15 protein-coding genes are annotated in these 20,273 nt (G+C 44.7%); 7 read left to right on the top strand and 8 right to left on the bottom strand.

The window, feature by feature from the left end; translation table 11 throughout:
- Nucleotides 1–76: 76 nt before the first annotated feature.
- On the bottom strand, nt 77–1,909 hold the full coding sequence (typA, locus tag IHV80_RS00595) for a translational GTPase TypA (RefSeq protein ID WP_017107903.1): 1,833 nt from the start codon (nt 1,907–1,909) through the stop codon (nt 77–79).
- A 564-nt stretch (nt 1,910–2,473) separates the two neighbouring features.
- Between typA and glnA the strand changes: the two genes are divergently transcribed.
- From glnA to IHV80_RS00570, 5 genes are all read left to right on the top strand, one after another.
- Nucleotides 2,474–3,883 (top strand): glutamate--ammonia ligase, encoded by a 1,410-nt coding sequence (gene glnA / locus IHV80_RS00590; protein ID WP_102291910.1) that lies wholly within the window; start codon nt 2,474–2,476, stop codon nt 3,881–3,883.
- Between the two features lie 392 nt (nt 3,884–4,275).
- On the top strand, nt 4,276–4,845 hold the full coding sequence (locus tag IHV80_RS00585; RefSeq protein ID WP_192889726.1) for a DUF4124 domain-containing protein: 570 nt from the start codon (nt 4,276–4,278) through the stop codon (nt 4,843–4,845).
- Between the two features lie 168 nt (nt 4,846–5,013).
- The gene (gene glnL / locus IHV80_RS00580; protein ID WP_192889725.1) at nt 5,014–6,090 is read left to right on the top strand and encodes a nitrogen regulation protein NR(II); all 1,077 of its coding nucleotides are present in this window, start codon (nt 5,014–5,016) and stop codon (nt 6,088–6,090) included.
- 110 nt (nt 6,091–6,200) lie between these two features.
- Nucleotides 6,201–7,604, top strand: coding sequence for a nitrogen regulation protein NR(I) (glnG, locus tag IHV80_RS00575; RefSeq protein WP_192889724.1), 1,404 nt, complete (start codon nt 6,201–6,203; stop codon nt 7,602–7,604).
- 106 nt (nt 7,605–7,710) lie between these two features.
- Entirely contained in the window at nt 7,711–10,287 is a 2,577-nt protein-coding gene (locus tag IHV80_RS00570) for a phosphodiesterase GepA (RefSeq protein WP_192889723.1), read from the top strand.
- A gap of 118 nt (nt 10,288–10,405) precedes the next feature.
- Here the strand turns inward: IHV80_RS00570 and hemN are convergent, their stop codons facing one another.
- The 5 genes from hemN to IHV80_RS00545 all read right to left on the bottom strand — a co-directional run bounded on the left by hemN (nt 10,406) and on the right by IHV80_RS00545 (nt 15,009).
- Complete coding sequence (gene hemN / locus IHV80_RS00565) at nt 10,406–11,797, bottom strand: oxygen-independent coproporphyrinogen III oxidase (protein WP_192889722.1); 1,392 nt, start codon at nt 11,795–11,797, stop codon at nt 10,406–10,408.
- Nucleotides 11,798–12,143: 346 nt separating this feature from the next.
- Nucleotides 12,144–12,632: a DUF2489 domain-containing protein gene (locus IHV80_RS00560; RefSeq protein ID WP_192889721.1), complete on the bottom strand. Its 489-nt coding sequence runs from the start codon at nt 12,630–12,632 to the stop codon at nt 12,144–12,146.
- A 6-nt stretch (nt 12,633–12,638) separates the two neighbouring features.
- The gene (yihI, locus tag IHV80_RS00555) at nt 12,639–13,196 is read right to left on the bottom strand and encodes a Der GTPase-activating protein YihI (RefSeq protein WP_192889720.1); all 558 of its coding nucleotides are present in this window, start codon (nt 13,194–13,196) and stop codon (nt 12,639–12,641) included.
- Nucleotides 13,196–13,834 carry a class I SAM-dependent methyltransferase gene (locus IHV80_RS00550; RefSeq protein ID WP_017107910.1) on the bottom strand — a complete coding sequence of 213 codons (639 nt, stop codon included), beginning with the start codon at nt 13,832–13,834 and terminating at the stop codon, nt 13,196–13,198. The genes yihI and IHV80_RS00550 overlap by 1 nt, the downstream gene beginning before the upstream one ends.
- 557 nt (nt 13,835–14,391) lie before the next feature.
- On the bottom strand, nt 14,392–15,009 hold the full coding sequence (locus IHV80_RS00545) for a c-type cytochrome (RefSeq protein WP_017109224.1): 618 nt from the start codon (nt 15,007–15,009) through the stop codon (nt 14,392–14,394).
- A 148-nt stretch (nt 15,010–15,157) separates the two neighbouring features.
- Between IHV80_RS00545 and yihA the strand changes: the two genes are divergently transcribed.
- Nucleotides 15,158–15,817, top strand: coding sequence for a ribosome biogenesis GTP-binding protein YihA/YsxC (gene yihA, locus IHV80_RS00540; RefSeq protein WP_009848045.1), 660 nt, complete (start codon nt 15,158–15,160; stop codon nt 15,815–15,817).
- Between the two features lie 216 nt (nt 15,818–16,033).
- Nucleotides 16,034–16,639 (top strand): GTP-binding protein, encoded by a 606-nt coding sequence (locus tag IHV80_RS00535; protein WP_192889719.1) that lies wholly within the window; start codon nt 16,034–16,036, stop codon nt 16,637–16,639.
- Between the two features lie 265 nt (nt 16,640–16,904).
- Here the strand turns inward: IHV80_RS00535 and IHV80_RS25500 are convergent, their stop codons facing one another.
- Together IHV80_RS25500 and polA are read right to left on the bottom strand one after the other, a co-directional pair.
- A complete protein-coding gene (locus IHV80_RS25500; protein ID WP_438356636.1) occupies nt 16,905–16,952 on the bottom strand; it encodes a hypothetical protein in 48 nt (15 codons plus the stop codon).
- Between the two features lie 192 nt (nt 16,953–17,144).
- Nucleotides 17,145–19,943 carry a DNA polymerase I gene (polA, locus tag IHV80_RS00530; protein WP_192889718.1) on the bottom strand — a complete coding sequence of 933 codons (2,799 nt, stop codon included), beginning with the start codon at nt 19,941–19,943 and terminating at the stop codon, nt 17,145–17,147.
- Between the last annotated feature and the right edge of the window lie 330 nt (nt 19,944–20,273).

Genomic DNA, 20,273 nt, shown 5'->3' with positions numbered 1-20,273 from the left:
GCAGCTAGGCTACTCGGGGCTTTCTTACTTATTCTAGAACGTATTGCTTGATAGCTAGAAGCTAGTCAGCTGGCAATTAAGCCTTAGCTGGACGTGCTGCACGCTTACGTTCGTTCTCAGTAAGAAGTTTCTTACGGATACGTACGTTAAGTGGCGTTACTTCTACTAGCTCGTCTTCATCGATAAACTCAAGAGCTTGCTCTAGAGTGTGCTTGATCGGTGGAGAAAGAACTTGTGCTTCATCAGTACCAGATGCACGAACGTTCGTTAGCTGCTTACCTTTTAGACAGTTTACTGTCAGGTCGTTTGAACGGTTGTGAATACCGATTACTTGGCCTTCGTAAACTTCATCAGCGTGCTCTGTGAATAGACGACCACGAGCTTGAAGGAAGAATAGAGCGTAAGTAAGAGCTTTACCCGTTGCGTTCGAGATTAGAACACCGTTGTTACGCTGACCAATGATACCGCCTTTGTAAGGGCCGTAATGATCGAACGAGTGGTAAATAAGACCAGAACCAGACGTCATTGTAAGGAATTCAGTTTGGAAACCGATAAGACCACGAGAAGGCATCATGAAGTCCATGCGAACACGGCCTTTACCATCTGGTGCCATATCTGTTAGCTCACCCTTACGTAGACCGATGCTTTCCATGATCGCACCTTGGTGCTCTTCAACTACATCGATAGTAACCGTTTCAAACGGTTCCATTTTCTGACCATCTTCTTCTTTGATGATTACTTCTGGACGAGATACAGCTAGCTCGAAACCTTCACGACGCATATTTTCGATCAGGATAGAAAGGTGAAGCTCACCACGGCCTGATACGCGGAAACGGTCTGGACTTTCAGTTTCTTCAACACGTAGTGCAACGTTATGAACCAATTCTTTTTCAAGACGCTCAAGGATGTTACGTGAAGTTACAAACTTACCTTCTTTACCCGCGAACGGAGAAGTGTTTACTTGGAAAGTCATTGTTACTGTTGGTTCATCAACAGACAGTGGTTCCATTGCTTCAACATTGTTTACGTCACAGATAGTGTCTGAAATTTTCAGCTCACCAAGACCAGTGATTGCAATGATGTCGCCAGCGTTAGCTTGTTCTACTTCGTGACGCTCAAGACCAAGGTAACCAAGTACAGTACCTACTTTACCGTTACGTTTCTTGCCTTCAGCATTCACGATAGTTACTTGTTGGTTTGGCTTAACAGAACCACGAGTAACACGAGCAACACCGATAACACCTACGTAAGAGCTGTAATCAAGTTGCGAAATTTGCATTTGTAGTGGACCGTCAAGGTCAACTGCAGGCGCTTCTACTGTATCAACAACAGCTTGGAACAATGGTTCCATGTCTGTGCCAACTGCGCCTTCTTCCATTGTTGCCCAACCGTTTAGAGCTGAAGCGTAAACAACAGTAAAGTCTAGTTGCTCATCAGTAGCACCTAGGTTGTCGAAAAGGTCGAATACTTGATCCATAACCCAATCAGGACGAGCACCAGGACGGTCAATCTTGTTGATAACAACGATTGGCTTAAGGCCGTGTGCGAATGCTTTTTGCGTTACGAAACGAGTTTGAGGCATTGGGCCGTCAACTGCATCTACGATCAGAAGAACTGAATCAACCATAGACATGATACGCTCAACTTCACCGCCGAAGTCCGCGTGTCCCGGAGTATCTACGATGTTGATGCGGTAATCATTCCAGTTGATTGCTGTGTTCTTAGCAAGGATTGTAATGCCACGCTCTTTTTCGATGTCATTCGAATCCATGACACGCTCTTCAGCTTCACCACGAGACTCAAGAGTGCCTGACTGTTGTAGCAGTTTATCAACCAAAGTCGTTTTACCGTGGTCAACGTGCGCGATGATCGCGATATTTCTTAACTTATCAATCTGTGGAGTAGACATGGATTCTCGATTCACTCATAAAAGGTAGCCGTCAATTATCTCAATTGTTTGGATAATAACCGCTAGCTTGATTTAAAAAACGGTCAATAATATACCAGATTTTAGAAAAAAACCCAGAAATATGTGATCTGAACCAAGGCTTTTTTCTCTATTAGCGATTCATATTCGCTTAACATCGATTCAATACAGTATAGAACAGCTAAATTCGTACGATTTTTAAAATCATTGCGCGCTAACTTCGAGCCAAATCTACCCCGAAAAAGAAAAGTGGATTGACAACGTACTCAATTCGTTGCTGAATGGTATTCGTTTGTGATTCATCATATTGGTGCACATCAAGCGCATTGCACCAATACAGTGCACGTAGAGATCATTTTGGTGCAAAACTCAAAGACAAACGCAAACAAAAACAACTAAGCAATTGAAATTAATGGAATAATTTTTTTGGCACGCTTTTGGCAATAGACAAATCAGCATCGATTAATGCACATACAGACATTAATCAATGCTAGTTTCAACCGAATCGAGCTAATACCGAATTAATAACACTGGAGGTTATCCAAGATGTCAGTAGAAAATGTACTATCCCTGATCCAAGAGAACGAAGTTAAATTTATCGACTTACGTTTTACTGATACAAAAGGTAAAGAGCAGCATATCTCTATTCCTTCTCACCAAGTTGACGCTGACTTCTTTGAAGAAGGTAAAATGTTCGACGGCTCTTCAGTAGCAGGTTGGAAAGGCATTAACGAATCTGACATGGTAATGATGCCTGACGCATCATCTGCAGTTCTTGACCCATTCACAGAAGACGCAACGCTAAACATCCGTTGTGACATTCTTGAGCCTGCAACAATGCAAGGTTACGACCGTGACCCTCGCTCAATCGCTAAACGTTCTGAAGAATACCTACGCTCTACTGGTATCGCAGATACAGTTCTAGTAGGTCCTGAGCCAGAATTCTTCCTATTTGATGATGTTAAATTCTCAAACGACATGTCTGGTTCTTTCTTCAAGATTGATGACGTAGAAGCAGCGTGGAACACAGGTTCTGACATCGAAGGCGGTAACAAAGGTCACCGTCCTGGCGTTAAAGGCGGTTACTTCCCAGTAGCTCCTGTAGATTCTTCTCAAGACATCCGTTCTGCAATGTGTCTAGTAATGGAAGAGATGGGCCTAGTTGTTGAAGCTCACCACCACGAAGTAGCAACTGCGGGTCAAAACGAAATCGCAACTCGCTTCAACACGCTAACAACAAAAGCTGATGAGACTCAAATCTACAAGTACGTTGTACACAACGTTGCTCACGCATTTGGTAAAACAGCGACATTCATGCCTAAGCCACTAGTTGGTGATAACGGTTCTGGTATGCACGTTCACCAATCTCTAGCAAAAGACGGCGTTAACCTGTTTGCTGGTGATAAGTACGGCGGCCTATCTGAAATGGCGCTTTACTACATCGGTGGTGTAATCAAACACGCTCGTGCAATCAACGCATTTGCTAACCCATCAACAAACTCGTACAAGCGTCTTGTACCTGGGTTTGAAGCTCCGGTAATGCTTGCTTACTCAGCACGTAACCGTTCTGCTTCTATCCGTATCCCAGTAGTACCAAGCCCGAAAGCACGTCGTATCGAGCTACGTTTTGGTGACCCAGCAGCTAACCCATACCTATGTTACTCAGCAATGCTGATGGCTGGCCTTGACGGTATCAAGAACAAGATCCACCCAGGCGAAGCTATGGATAAAGATCTATACGACCTTCCAGCAGAAGAAGCGGCTGAAATCCCAACAGTTGCAGAATCTCTAGAAGTAGCGCTTAAAGCGCTAGACGACGATCGTGAGTTCCTAACAGCTGGCGGCGTATTCTCTGACGATTTCATCGATTCTTACATCACTCTGAAGTCTGACGACGTACAACGCGTGAACATGGCTACACACCCACTTGAGTTTGAACTGTACTACTCAGTTTAATTTTTAGTCGGTCTTCTTACTGCAATAAGTAAGAAACTCTAGAAAAATATTAGGCTCGCCTCGCAGGTGGGCCTTTTTTCTATTCTCCCTACCTCTCCTTCCTCGTACCATACTCGATACCAATCGTAGTAAATAACTGCTCACCCTAGTTTGTTAAAACGCTCGATAACATCGTTAGAATTTTTGATTGTAGAATAACTACTTATCGAACCTACTTGCCGAAAAGCAGCGCCTTGTTCTCAAGCCTTTTTCCTGCACTATCTCTGATCCTTGACTTACTGTGATTGGTATTAGACAAAAGCCCTCAGAGGTTGTCGCGCTAAACACTATAAAACTGACACAAAACCAACGCCAAACGTGAAAACACCTAACGGTGGAAAGAGGCTAACGATATGAAAAACATACTGTTCCTAATCGGGTTAACAGTCGCATTCTCGTGCTCTGCTCAAACGGTATATACCTGGGTGGATGAAGATGGCGTACTGCACTTTAGTGATACCCCTACCGATCAAGGTGCTAAGTCTCTTCGCCTGCCTGATGTACAAGCGTCAGCGCCAGCCCCTAAATTTGAGGCCTCGACGCCTGTTGACGCTGCCGCTGCCGCTCCATCTACAACTAAAACGGCAACGCCAGCTCAGGCAAAAACAAAAACTACAGAACGCGAGGCACCAGCTCAGCTAACACTTACTATGCTGACTCCCATTCATGATCAAACCATCCGTAACAACCGTGGCTTAATCCCGATTCAGATCGAACTCAACCGCAAGCTAGGCATTGGCGAGCAGTTGCAATTAATGCTCGATGGCCGACGTTATGGTGCTCCGCAAACCCAGCCGATTTGGGAATTGAAAGACATCGATCGAGGCACTCACACCATTGCAATTCAAGCACATAGAAGCGGCAAGCTTATTGCATCTACTAGTCCAGTCACCGTGTATTTACATCGAGCGACGCTCAAGTAGGCCAATGTGTTAAAAGAGACTAAATTTCCTCTACTTTTCACCTAATCGAAGCAGCTTTCAGCGACTCTAATGAATTATCTTTAGCTTCTGGTTGATATGCGCCATACTTGAACTTAGCTACGCACCAATTTGGTGCAGTGAGAAAAACACCAGTTCAAGGACGAAATAGTGAATCGATCAGCCCAAAGCGACAGCATAGATACACATCATCTTTCCAACGCCATTCTCGACAATATGGTGACCGCGACCTTGATGCTCGATGAGCAATTGTTCGTGCGATACGCCAACCCTGCGGCTGAACAACTATTCTCTCAAAGCGCGAGACGCATCGTCGATCACCCACTAAGCCAGTTGATTCAACATGCTTCCCTCGACTTAGCACTTCTAACTCAGCCTCTACAAAGTGGCCAAAGCATTACCGACAGCGACGTTACCTTTGTTGTCGACAACCGCCCACTGATGTTGGAAGTCACCGTAAGCCCAATATCTTGGCAGCGAGAGACGCTGTTATTAGTTGAGATGCGCAAGATAGACCAGCAAAGACGACTTAGCCAAGAGCTTAACCAACACGCACAACAACAAGCGGCGAAGCTACTGGTGCGCGGGTTAGCCCATGAAATAAAGAACCCATTAGGTGGTTTAAGAGGAGCGGCGCAACTGCTTGGAAAAATGTTGCCCGATCAGTCCCTCAATGAATACACACAGATCATTATTGAACAAGCCGATCGCTTGAGAGCCTTGGTCGACCGTCTTCTTGGCCCACAGAAACCAGGTAAAAAAACTGAAGAAAACCTTCATCAAATTTTAGAAAAAGTTCGACAGTTAGTAGAGCTTGAAGCGGGCTCGACACTCGCTATCGAAAGAGATTACGACCCTAGCCTGCCGGCGATAGTGATGGACTCAGCTCAAGTTGAACAAGCGATGCTCAACATCGTGAGTAATGCTGCACAGATTCTGAAGGCGCAAGAGTCCGGTAAAATTACCATTCGCACCAGAACGGTGCATCAGGCCAATATTCATGGCAAGCGTCACAAACTCGCAGCTCGTATTGAGATCAGCGATAACGGTCCGGGCATCCCCGATGAACTAAAAGACACCCTCTTTTACCCAATGGTAAGTGGACGCGAGGGTGGCACTGGCTTAGGGCTATCGATATCTCAAAACCTGATCGATCAGCACAACGGAAAAATAGACGTTGAAAGCTGGCCAGGTAATACCACATTCACGATTTATTTGCCGATATAAGCGAAGCCTTGATTCCCACAGGAAACAACGTTTCATCGGCAACAACGAATACCGAACAATAAAAACAACAATGATTATCACAATAGATTTGGCTGCAAAGGAATTGAATTATGAGTAAGGGATACGTTTGGGTCGTCGATGACGACAGTTCTATACGCTGGGTCGTAGAAAAGACGCTGTCATCTGCGGATATTAAGTGCGAAACATTTGCTGACGCAGAGAGCGTCCTGCTGGCGCTTGAGCGCGAAACGCCAGACGTATTAGTGTCGGACATTCGCATGCCCGGCATTGATGGGATTGAGCTGTTGCATCAAGTTCATCAGCGATCTCCTGACCTGCCGGTGATCATCATGACAGCGCACTCCGACCTTGATGCTGCAGTGAATGCTTATCAGAAAGGGGCTTTTGAGTATCTGCCTAAGCCGTTTGATATCGATGAAACGCTTACTTTAGTAGAGCGAGCAATCGCACACAGCCAAGAACAGAAGCGTGAACAAGCCAGCGAAGTCACTGAAGAGACCAACGCTCCCGAAATCATTGGCGAAGCACCAGCGATGCAGGAAGTTTTCCGCGCTATTGGTCGTTTATCTCGCTCATCCATTTCTGTTCTGATTAATGGTGAGTCCGGTACGGGTAAAGAGTTAGTAGCACACGCCTTACATCGCCACAGCCCGAGAGCAAAGAAGCCATTCATTGCCCTCAACATGGCAGCAATCCCTAAAGACTTGATCGAATCTGAGCTATTTGGCCACGAGAAAGGTGCCTTTACCGGAGCCAACAGCGTTCGCCAAGGACGCTTCGAACAAGCCAACGGCGGCACTCTATTTTTGGATGAGATCGGTGACATGCCACTCGATATTCAGACTCGCTTATTACGTGTCCTGTCAGATGGACAGTTTTATCGTGTGGGCGGTCATTCGGCTGTGAAGGTTGATGTACGTATCGTTGCCGCAACACACCAAGATTTAGAGCGATTGGTGCATGAAGGGGGGTTTCGTGAAGACCTTTTCCATCGACTGAATGTGATTCGAATCCATATTCCTGCGCTGCGTGAACGTAAACAAGATATTGAGAAACTGACTCATCACTTCTTAGCCTCTGCTGCTGAAGAACTCGGTGTAGAAGTAAAAACACTGCACCCAGAGACGATCCTAAAGCTCAATCAACTGAATTGGCCAGGTAACGTGCGTCAGCTGGAAAATATTTGTCGTTGGCTCACAGTGATGGCCAGCGGTAGCGAAATATTACCTTCTGATCTGCCTCCTGAGTTATTGGAAGAGAAAGTAGTCACCACTTCAGGCTCTGGTGATAACTGGCAGCAACTGCTGGCTAATTGGGCAAAGTGTGCGCTTGATTCAGGAGAAAAGGAGCTGCTAACTTATGCTCTACCAGAGTTTGAACGTATACTGCTAGAGGCTGCACTCAACCATACCAATGGTCATAAACAAGATGCAGCCAAGGTTTTAGGCTGGGGAAGAAACACCCTAACCCGTAAACTCAAAGAACTGTACTGACCTGATATGACTTTCGATGCAGCTACTTTTTAACCAAAAAGGGTCGCTTGGTTTGAATAGTGCCGGTACAATTAGAGTATGCCATTCACTAAAGTTGTAGCTAAAGATGTCTTTGAAAACACAAATTACATTGAGAACCGCGGTGGTTCTCCCATTCGTGATGATTTTTCTGTTCACTATGGGCGTATTGGTTTTCACTCAAAAACAAAGCTACAAAGAGATGGTGAGTGATATTAGTACACGTCAGCTAGCATCACTCACTGACAATGTTCATAAAAGCCTATCCGAATTTTTAGAAAAGCCGTTTCACGCCAACCTTTCACTCAGCCACAACATTGGCTATCACCACCTCTACCAAACTGGGAATCTCAGCAAGGTTCAAGATTACATTCTTTATAAGTTTTCCGATCACTTCACGGCAGTTCCGCAACTTGATGTGATTGGTTTTGGTTCTGAAGACGGTAATTATGTGGGTTTTCGTAAAGAAGCAAACGATGGCTATACCCTGATGGTGCAGGATGACCGCACCCAAGATCAGCTGGTTATCTACCGTGGCAGTAAAATAAGTGAAGATATTCGCTCTGTGATATCAGGGTATGATCCGAGAGTGCGTCCTTGGTATACGCCGGTTGTAAACCAGAAAAAAGCCGCGTGGTCGCCCATTTACGCCAATGCCGATGAACGCCAAGAGATCACCCTATCAGCCCTTGCACCCATTTATGAAGACAACGAATTTAAAGCGGTTATTGTCAGTGATATCAAGATCAATACCTTCAACGCGTTCTTGAGAGACCTGAAAAATAATACCGATGCTTCTGTCTACATCATCGACAACCAGCAACGTTTAGTTGCTCACTCGGAAGGTGGCAGTGTCGTGTCTTGGGGAACCGGAAAGACCCACAAAGGCCAACGTCTACTCGCTACAGAGAGCGCTAACCCCGTCATACGAGAGAGTGCCAGCTACGTCGACCAATTCCATTTGATTGAAAGCATGGGTGTCCAACGTTTCAATTTTAATCTCGATGACCAACGATACTTCAACCAACTCACACCTTTTGAAGATGAGCATGGCATCACTTGGTTCATTGGCATGTCAATCCCTGAGTCCAACCTTCTCGGTGAACTACCAGAAAACCAAAGAAACAGCTGGCTACTTGGGCTTGCGCTCAGCTGTATTGGCATCATCGCAGGGCTAATTGCCTTTAACCGCGTAATTCGACCTATCACCTCAACCGCCGACGCTGCAAAACGCCTAGCCAATGGCGATTGGAATAGCAGCATGCCGAAACCGGGTAATATCTACGAAACCAGCATGCTAGTAGCAGCCTTCAATGAGATGGCCAACAACTTAAAGGCTTCTTTCCAACAATTACAGTCTCAGCTGACCTATGACTCACTAACCAAACTGTATAGCCGAGAAGGCTTTATTGATGCTGCAAAGAAAAGCACCGAAGCAAAGGAAGGAACGCTTTATTTGGTTGGTATCGATCGTTTCCGTGATATCAATGACAGCCTAGGCCATTACAATGGCGACCAACTGCTGATCATCGCAGCCGCTCGACTGCGCGGTATTCTGCCAACAGACTACTTGTTGGCTCGCACTGGTGGCGATGAATTCGCGATCTACGCACCCAATGTAACTCAAGACGACGACGTTCAGCTGCTTGCTAACCGACTACTCCAAACCTTTGCTTCGCCATTTTCCATGGAATCAGAAAGCGTGGTGATTAAGGTGTCCATTGGTGTCGTTCACGTTTCAAATGACCAAGACATTACCTTATGGCTTCGCAACAGCAGTATTGCACTGAGCAATGCCAAGCAAGATAAAGCTCGTGTCAGCATCTACAGTCCAGAAATGGGCAATGCCTCTAGGCACCGAACCAAGATGCTAGCCCGCCTCAACAAAGCGATCGAACTGCAGCAATTCGAACCCTTTTATCAACCTATTATCGACCTAGAGTCAGGCTCAACGATTGGCGCAGAAGCCCTAGCCCGCTGGATAACTGACGAAGGCATTATCTCACCATTGGAGTTCATCCCACTCGCAGAAGAGACTGGGCTCATTTACGATATCGGTCAGCAAATTCTGCATAAGTCTTGTCGAGATACCGCGATCGCGATTGAATCAGGAAAATGGAGTGAAGACTTCTCTATTCACGTTAACTTGTCTGTCGACCAACTGAGTGAAAGCGGATTCATTGACTTGGTTAAAAACACGCTGCGTGATACCAAGTTACCCGCCCAAAACCTGACGTTAGAGATCACGGAGTCACGTATCGTCGACAACGACCCGACCATCATCGATAACATGCTGACACTCAAAGCGCTGGGGATTTCGATTGCGATTGATGACTTTGGCACCGGTTATTCATCGCTTGCCTACCTGCAGAAGCTACCATTTGATTGCCTTAAAATTGATCGCAGCTTCGTCTGTAAGCTCGAACAAGAAAGCTTAGACAGCTCAATCGTTGCGGCTATCGTTAACATAACCAAAGGCTTTAAGGTGAACTTAGTTGCGGAAGGCGTGGAAACTCAGCAGCAGGCTGACTTACTCAAACAACTGCAATGCCCGCTCGCGCAAGGCTTCTTATACAGCCGTCCGGTCCCGTTTGATCAGTGGCCAACCGATCTCATCAATGTTCAAAAGAATGCCAAGGCTAAACAGAATACCAAGAGTAAATAAAGCGTCAAAGAGAGCGCTATCTAGCCAGGTGGTAGACAGTCTTAGGGTAGCAATACACAGATACAAAAATGCCAGCATGATGCTGGCATTTTTTATGTTTCTATTCTCAATCGAACGATTAGATAACGCGAGAGAACTGCTGTTGGCGAGCCTTAGCACGTAGGTATTTATCGAAACACATACAGATATTACGAATCAACAAACGACCACGTAGAGTTACGCGGATTTCTTTATCGTCGACTTCAACCAAGTCATCGTTAACGAAGGTTTGCAATAGCCCTAGGTCTTCTTTGAAGTAGTGATTAAAGTTAACCGAGAACTCAGACTCGATCATGGTTTTATCAAGCTTGAAGTTACAGATAAGCTGCTTGATCACTTCACGACGCAGTAGGTCATCACTGTCTAGAACAACACCTTTCCAAAGTGCATGACGCAGGTCGTTAACTTGTGCGTAGTACTTCTTCAGCTCTTTTTGGTTTTGTGCGTAAGCATCACCCACCATAGAGATAGCAGAAACACCGAAACCAATTAGGTCAGCTTCACCTTGGGTAGTGTAGCCTTGGAAGTTACGATGCAGAATACCTTCACGCTGTGCAACTGCTAGCTCGTCTTCTGGTAAAGCAAAGTGATCCATACCAATAAACTGGTAGCCCGCGCCCGTTAAAGTCTCAATGGTATCTTGTAGGATTGCCATCTTCTCTTTCGGTTCCGGTAGGTCTTCGTCTTTAATCTTACGTTGCGCAGCAAACAGCTGAGGCATGTGAGCGTAGTTAAATACCGATAAACGACCCGGTTTCATCTCAAGTACTTGCTTCAATGTTTCAGCAAATAGCGCTTGAGTCTGCTTTGGTAGACCGTAGATTAAGTCTAGGTTGGTTGAGCGGAAACCCAACTCTTTGGCACGCTGAACCATCGCAATGATGAACTCTTCATCTTGCTCACGGTTAACCAGCTTTTGCACTTTTTTGTTGAAGTCTTGAACACCAATACTCAGGCGATTAAAGCCTTCGCTACGCAGGTGGTCAAGGACATCTAATTCGATTTCACGTGGGTCAACTTCGATACTGATTTCAGCATCAGCCGTAAAGTTAAACTCATCACGTAGGATCAGCATCAAACGGGTAATTTGAGCTTTAGTTAAGAATGTTGGCGTACCACCACCGAAGTGAAGTTGAGTCACTTCGCGGCCATTCAGTAAAGACGCGCGCTGACGAATCTCATGTTCGATCACATCCAAGTACTCATCGGCTTTATGCGAATGACGAGTAATGACCTTGTTACAACCACAGTAGTAACAAAGCTTGTGACAGAATGGGATATGTACGTAAAGAGAGAGAGGACGCTCTGGGTACTGAGTACACGCCATGTCGTAATCAGCGACGGTAAACGCTTCATGAAACTCCAACGCTGTTGGATATGAAGTGTAACGAGGTCCCGAATAGTTGTACTTGTTTAAGATCTCTTGATCCCAAACGATTTGCTGATTCGTTGTTACTGGCTTGCTCGACATAGCGGTAATTCCAATTTAGATCCGCGAGAACCTAAGGTCTCTCAAATCATTTTACATACATTAAAATATAGACGGGTTATTTTGCCACACGACCAGTAAGGTCGTTCCAAGACAAAATCAATTTTTCAGACAAAAACTCAGAACTGCTAGCTTGATCACTAACAAAGCGTCGGGATTAACGAGACGCAAAAGGTAAGAAGGCTCATTTAACATTGTCTATTAAAAGACAAGGCGACTTAAAAACACTAGGCATTTAAGGCAAAGCGTCTTAAATGCATATGTATTAAAAGCAGCGTGTCTTAAAAACTGAATGTTAAACAAGCCTCTATATTAAAAGTCTCAGTGACTAGATCATCTGAATATTGATTTGATTGTTGAGAGGCTTAACCTTCTCCTGCAACCTTTTCAAATCTTCGATAACCGCATCATTCAAGCGAGTCTCTGCCTTGTGGCGAGTGAGATTCTGCTGCATGCGTTCTTTCTTGGTCAGTTCCTGCCTTCCGTCTCCGCGCGCCATATCTTTAACGATATGGTACAGCTCAGAAAGAGCAGGATATTCAGAATCAAAATCGACACGCTCATCACCCTGAACGTTATCCATAATGATACACACTCGGATACTGATCTCAGGTAAATCACACTGGCCTTGAATACCCGCTAAACACAAGGTATTTACGTTGTCGTAAATCGTTGCGTTACGTTTTTCAATGGCAAGTGCTTGATACTGCTTTTGCAACTCCGTCTGCTTCTTCACTTGAAGTAGAAGGTAACCTGCATAAGAGCCCAAGCCGAGAATGATAATTCCACCAGCAATTGCTAATAAGGTTACATTCATTTCGTCTTAACCTTTAAAGCTGTCTAAATCGATATCTTCGAATTGAGACAACAAGTCTTCATCAGAACTTGCTTTCTTCTTCGATGCGATTGGCGCTTCTTCGAAGATCTCTTCTTCATCGTCTTCTGGCTCTAGCAGACCTAGACGGCCCATTAGGTGTTCAATACGATCAAGTTTCTCATCAACGAACTTCTGTAGACCTGCACCTAGGTTTTCACCATTTTCGATACGATCTAACAATGTGTTCAGTTGAGCATCATTCTCAAGCATCTCTAACTCTTGTTCGTTAGATAGCTTGCGCTCTTGTTTCGTCGGCTTCTTAACAGGCTCAACAATCAGCGGAATTTTTTTCTTGCTGCCTAAACGAGGGTCACGATCTTGTGCAGCTTTACGCTGTCTCGCTTCGCTACCATCTGAGTGACGGCTACCAGATTTAAGACCTTTGCGCTTTTTAACACGCTTGCGTTCACGACCTTCAACATCAGATTCACTACGGTTTCTAGTTACCATAGGTTCAGGAGCACCAAGTGCTCCCGGCTTTCTTGATTTCTTACTACGACCCATTACTGCACTTTCCTCAGTAAAATTACATCACTTCCAAAAAATTCTAGTTCGAGCTTATCCCGCTCAGCCAAAAACTGGAATGTTTGACGACTAAAGAAGACGACATGAGTCGGGTCATTCTTATAGTGCCAACCAGCAAACGCATCTACGTCTATTACTAGCTTAGTCATGAGACCAATCCAGCCCTTGGGTTTAACTAAATTCAACCATTGCTGCCACACTTTGTCTGGGTGATAAAGATGCTCTATCACCTCGGTAGCAGTCATAAAGTCATACGTTTTCTCCAACACAGAGGTCTCTGGATGGTAATAAATATCGTACAACTCCATGGTGTGTCCGGCTTCTTCTAACATAATAGATAGCGTAGGGCCTGGGCCACAACCAAAATCCAACCCTTGTGAGTTAGATGAAATTTTGTCTGTTAAGGGATCCGCGATGCGAGATAAAAAGCGGCGGTAGCCCGCATCACTAGGATCGTTCTCATGGAGATCATAGTGTGCTTTTTCTTCTTTTGCTTCTAACCTTTGTTCAGGTTTAACAAATACCAGCTCACATTGCTGACATTGTAGATACGCTCTACGTTTGTCTTCAAAATAGTGATTCACGCCTTGGTGATGGCATAAGGGACAAGTATACATAGCACATCCTTAAACAGGGATGCGAAACATACCAGAAACTGAGTTTATAGTGGAGGGGTATTGGGTGTTTTTTCATCAAATCAATAAAAAAAGCGATAGGAAAACCTATCGCTCTCTAAATCTGCCTATATCGGCCAAAATTTGTATACTCAACTTGGTACACAAATCTCCATTTGTTATTGGTGCTTTCCATGCCAAATTTATTTGTTGTTCATCGTCCTGATGAGTTTTGGCTATCCTTTTCTAACACCTTGTTGCTGGGCTGTCCTAGCCTGATCCGTTTCTGTCTATACCGTTAGACTAGATGACCATCCATATCTAAGTCAGCTCCTAGCTGATGGCGGTTACTTTACCGTGTTACAAAAAGACTACAAGAGTGCGACTTCACACTTTCGTACACAAATCGAACACACATTGATAAATTAGACATGAGATAAAAACGCATAAATAAAATCAATAAAAAAGAAAACGCCCCAACCATTGCTGATTAGGGCGTCTCTTCAATCTTGCTCGAACGTACATTTCTTTGTTCTGGCTAAGAACAAGAAACCGACATATTAGTGTAAACCACCAACGTACTTCGATAAGGTATCGATATCTGCGTCTGTTAACTTTTTAGCTACATCACGCATCATCGCATTCATGTCGTTATTACGGCTACCATCGCGGAATTTCTCAAGTTGAGCCTTGATGTAATCTGCGTGTTGGCCTGAAATTTTAGGGAAACCAGAAAGCTCGGTACCGTTACCACGTGGACCGTGACAAGCAATACACGCCGTTACGCCACGTTCTGCGTTACCCGCGGTGTAAAGAACCTTGCCTTCATCTACAACATTTTCAGGTGTAGAGTTGTTCGAGATAGGTAGAGATGCGTAGTATGCCGCTAGGTCAGCCATATCTTCTTCAGATAAAGGCATCGCCATTGCACCCATTACAGGTTCATAACGACCTTGCTTACCACCACTCGTCATACCTAGCTTAAGCTCTTTAAGTTGCTTTTCTAGATACTTCTCATGTTGACCAGCCAGTTTAGGGTACTGCGTGATCAGACTGTTGCCGTCAGCACCGTGGCAGGCAACACATGTTTGTGATTTGGCTTTACCAGCTTCAATACTACCTTGAGCCCATACTGAGCAGCTGGCTAAAAGACTCAAAATTAGCGCTAATTTCTTCATGACATTCCATTATAATTATCAAGCTTCCAGTACCACTCTATGTTGCCACTCATGGTACAATAGGCGACCTTATGCCGAGCACGGTTATTTTACACAAATTCACAAAAAAGTAATCAATCGACTACACAAAGTCGAGATGGAGTTAACAGTGAGCGTAAAAATTCATTATCAAAACACGCATTTCATTACCAGTGCACCTGATATTCGTCACTTACCAGAAGACGAAGGGATCGAAATTGCGTTTGCAGGACGCTCCAATGCTGGTAAATCTAGCGCACTAAACCGCGTTACAAACCAAAAAAGCTTGGCGAAAACCAGTAAAACCCCAGGTCGAACTCAGCTAATTAACCTATTTAAGGTTACCGACGGCTGTCACATTGTCGATTTACCTGGATATGGCTTCGCTCAAGTACCGCTTGAGATGAAGAAAAAATGGCAGAAGTCGCTAGGTGAATACCTACAACGACGCGAAAGCCTAAAAGGTTTAGTGGTATTGATGGATATCCGTCACCCAATGAAGGACCTTGACCAACAAATGATCTACTGGGCTATCGATAGCCGCATCCCAGTACAGGTTTTGTTAACAAAAGCAGACAAACTGAAGAGTGGCGCGCGCAAAGCACAGCTACTGAAAATCCGTAACGATGCGAAATCTTTCGGTGGTGATGTTGCAGTTGATGTCTTCTCTTCAATGAAGGGCATCGGCGTTGACCAGCTGCGTGCCAAGATGGATGAGTGGTTTGCTCCGGTATTTGCCGATCAAATCATTGATGAGTTAGCTGACGAAGAGCAAAACGACTCAGAGTAGTTCCTCTATATAGATCTGGGTTAAAGCACTGACAACAAGTGATTTAGCCTTATCAATACCCTGCCTTTTATAGGTGGGGTATTTTTTTACCCACAAATTAGTGAGTTAAACCTAGATCTTGAGAGTTGAAGACAAGATTAATCAGTTAGAAGAGAGAGAAGTGAACCATACTAAAAGACAACCTTTGACAAACAGAATAGTGAGAAAGGAATACTCATGTGGAAAAAAACCTTGGCTACCATCGCGCTTATATTGATCTCATTTTCCGGTGCAACGTCTGAAGCGGAACAGCCCAAGACCGAGGCCGCTCTGGTCAATGTTGATATGACCTTAGATCTCGACGGCATGGAGAAGTACGCTCAGGAGGCAAGTGAATCTCTCGAGGTGATATCACAATCGTTGCAAGCCATCGTCAACAACCCCAACCTCAGCGATGACCAGCAGCAAGCATTGAATCAAACTGTTGAGAGCATTAATAAGCTTGCCAGTTCAACCAAAACATCCCTCAACCAACTGCCGCAAGCCTTAGACAATTCTCGTATCGCCTTTAAGAAAACCAGTCAATTACTGCTAGATGATATCCAAACTAAAATCATTATTGCGTTGGCGGCGGTGATCGCGGTCATTGTTATCGCGTTGACCGCTATCTATCTACTTATCCTTAAACCCATGCAGCAAACCTTGGTGAAAGCGACCCATAACATCTCTTCCATGGCGCACTCAATACAGATCACAGCCGAAGCACTTAAATTCAGTACCGAAAAACAACAAGAAATCATGGATTACATTGAGCATTCACCCACTCAATGTACTGATAAATAAGACGTAAGTGATCAATGCATTATGAGTAACTTGTAAAATAAAAGTTATTTCCAAGAATAAAACAATCCACTTAGAGACGGATTTAAATTACCAATTGCTGATCAAATTCCAGATTTAAGACAAATCAAGTGATAGAGAGAAAGTTTCGAGAAGAATAGAAAAGGTACTAAAAAGAAGCAGATTAACGAGGGAATTATAGGTTGGAAATATTTTTCTTTCGCACAAGAAAAAACGCCCCAGCCAAATGCTGGCTGGGGCGGCTGAATCAGCCTAATCCAATAACGTGAAACAAAAGGTCTGAAAGATAGAACATCTTACCTCTGTACCCTACGAGATTAATGTACAACAATTGCTCAGGAATGAAAACAATTTTTGTAGTTTTTTTTCATGAATGTTTTATTAAAACACCTAACCCCTTTCTACAACTCAACTTTATTCGAGACAAAAAAAAGCCAGCGTTTGTGCACTGGCTCATACTAATTTAGTCAATAAGGTCGAAAACTGATTAGTGGGCTTGATCCCAGTTGTCACCGTGGCCAGCTTCCGCGACTAACGGTACTTCTAGATCAGCCGCTGACTCCATCAATTGTTGTACTTTACTTTCAATTTCGGCTAAAGCTGACTCTTGAACTTCAAATACCAATTCATCGTGTACTTGCATCAAGAGCTTCACACGACCATCGCCTTCGGCTTGAATCCACTCATCCACTAACAACATCGCTTTCTTGATGATATCTGCCGCCGTACCTTGCATTGGCGCATTGATAGCCGCACGTTCAGCCGCTTTACGACGCATGCCATTACGAGATTGGATTTCAGGAAGATGCAAACGACGACCGTAAATGGTTTCAACGAAGCCTTGCTCTGAAGCAGCGCTGCGAGTGTCTTCCATGTACTGCATAACGCCAGGGTAGCGTTCGAAGTAAGTGTCCATGTAGTGCTGTGCTTCACCACGAGGAATGCCCAGCTGCTTGGCCAAACCGAAGGCACTCATGCCGTAGATAAGACCAAAGTTAACGGCTTTAGCACGACGACGTTGTTCAGTGGTCACACTCTCAATATCAACGCCAATGATCTCAGCAGCGGTTGCCGCGTGGATATCTTTACCTTGTTGGAATGCTTCCAGTAACGCTTTATCACCTGATAGGTGCGCCATGATACGCAGTTCAATTTGAGAGTAATCGACCGCTAGGATCTTCCAACCATGTTGTGCGACGAATGCTTGGCGGATACGACGACCTTCTTCATTGCGAATTGGGATGTTCTGTAGGTTTGGATCGGTCGAAGACAAACGGCCTGTCGCCGTTACCGCTTGATGATAAGACGTGTGAACACGACCCGTTTCAGCGTTGATCATCTTCGGCAGCTTATCCGTGTAAGTCGACTTCAGTTTCGCCAGACCACGATACTCAATGATCAGCTTAGGTAATGGGTAGTCCAACGCTAACTCTTGCAGTACTTCTTCGTTAGTCGAAGCCGCACCTGATGGCGTTTTCTTGATAACTGGTAAGCCCATTTTCTCAAACAGGATCGCTTGCAGCTGTTTTGGCGAGTTCATGTTGAACTCTTGCTCAGCAATCTCGTAAGCTTTCTGTTCTAGCTCATCAAGACGAACTGCAATCTCTTGCGATTGAGCACCTAGCAGCATGTCATCGATGAATACACCGGTGCGCTCAATGCGAGACATCACGGGAATTAGCGGTACCTCGATTTCTTCATAGATCGATTTTAGCTTTTCATCTTTCTCGATATTTTCCATCAGGCGATTATGCAGACGTAAAGTCACGTCAGCATCTTCCGCTGCATATGGAGAAGCCTCACCCAGCTCAATCTGGTTGAAAGTAAGTTGCTTCTTACCTTTACCTGCGATTTGCTCAAATGAGATACAGCTGTGTTGTAGGAAACGCAGCGCTAGGCTGTCCATGTCATGCTTGCCACCTACGCTATTGAAAACGTATGACGCCAACATGGTATCGAACTTAATGCCTTTCATCTCGATACCGTAGCGCGCTAACACACTCATATCGTATTTTAGGTTTTGACCCACTTTTGCTTGCGCGTCATCTTCTAGAATCGGTTTCAGCTGCTCAAGCACCCAATCGCGATCCAACTGTTGCGGTGCGTCTAAGTAATCATGAGCAACAGGCACGTAAGCGGCAACGCCTTCTTCGGTTGCGAATGATAGACCCACAAGGTTAGCGACCATGTAATCGAGGCTGTCAGTCTCGGTATCAAAGGCAAACACGTCTGCGGCTTTGAGCTTCTCTAACCAAACATTGAATGACGCTTCATCTAGAATCGTTTCGTAGTTACTACGGTCAATCGTCACTGCAGAGGTATTCATTTCTACGGTAGAAGTGGTTGATGTCGTGCTGCTGCGTACCGAGCCAGATTTCTCATCTGCCTCAACGACACCGCTGCCACCTTCAAGTAGCTCGTTCAGCCAAGATTTGAAGACCAGTTGGCCGTATAGTTTAATGAGTTCATCGGTATTTGGTTGTGCTTTAACAAGAGACTCTGGCGTGTCTTCTAATTCAACATCGAGTTTAATCGTCGCAAGCTCGTAAGACATGTCAGCATTGGCTTTATTATCAGCCAGCTTCTTAGCCATCGTCTTCGAACCACGGAAACCAAGTGCCGCAATATCATCAAGGTTTTGATACAGCTTCTCGATACTACCAATGCCTTGCAGTAATGCCGTTGCTGTCTTATCACCCACACCCGGAACACCTGGGATGTTATCGACTTTATCACCCATCAGTGCAAGATAATCGATGATCAACTCTGGCGGGATACCAAACTTCTCGATAACGCCTTCACGATCCATCACCACATTGGTCATGGTATTGATCAAAGTAACGTTGTCATCAACCAGTTGGGCCATATCTTTATCGCCAGTACTGATGAGAACAGGCATACCAATCGCAGAAGCTTGAGAAGCCAGCGTACCAATTACGTCATCAGCTTCTACCCCAGGGATAGAGATAAGCGGTAGACCCATTGCACGAATTACGTTGTGCAGTGGCTCGATCTGACAACGAAGATCATCAGGCATCGGTGGACGGTTTGCTTTGTACTCTGGGTACATATCATCACGGAACGTTTTCCCTTTCGCATCAAAAATAACCGCAATACGATCAGAAGCAAATTGACGCATCATGCTGCGCAGCATGTTAACCACGCCATAAACAGCATTGGTTGGGATATCACCATTACTCATGGTGCCAGGGTAAGCATGGAACGCGCGATATAGGTAAGAAGAGCCATCGATCAAAATCAATGGATTATCAGGAATACGAGCCATAATGTTTGTGTATCCAGTAAGTACAGAAATAATCTGTTAAGGATGCCACGTCTGCTAATTGGATTCTACGTTGTCGATCCTTATCCGTTGACTCGATTGTATTCGTTGTAATCAATTTATTGTTATTTTTTGTTCCGCGACAGGGCCCACCTGTGGATAACTCTGTTTATATTATTTATCCACCCTGTTGAGAACTCGACTAAGCCAAGCAAAAAATAGATATAAACACATGAAAATAAAGAACTAATTTACAGATCGAACATATGATCAACGATCTTTTTTAGATCTTGGATTGTGGAAAAGAATGCTGATGGCGTTTTATTCATAAAA

Source organism: Vibrio bathopelagicus (assembly GCF_014879975.1).
Lineage (GTDB): Bacteria > Pseudomonadota > Gammaproteobacteria > Enterobacterales > Vibrionaceae > Vibrio > Vibrio bathopelagicus.
This window is presented reverse-complemented; position numbering and strand designations above follow the sequence as displayed.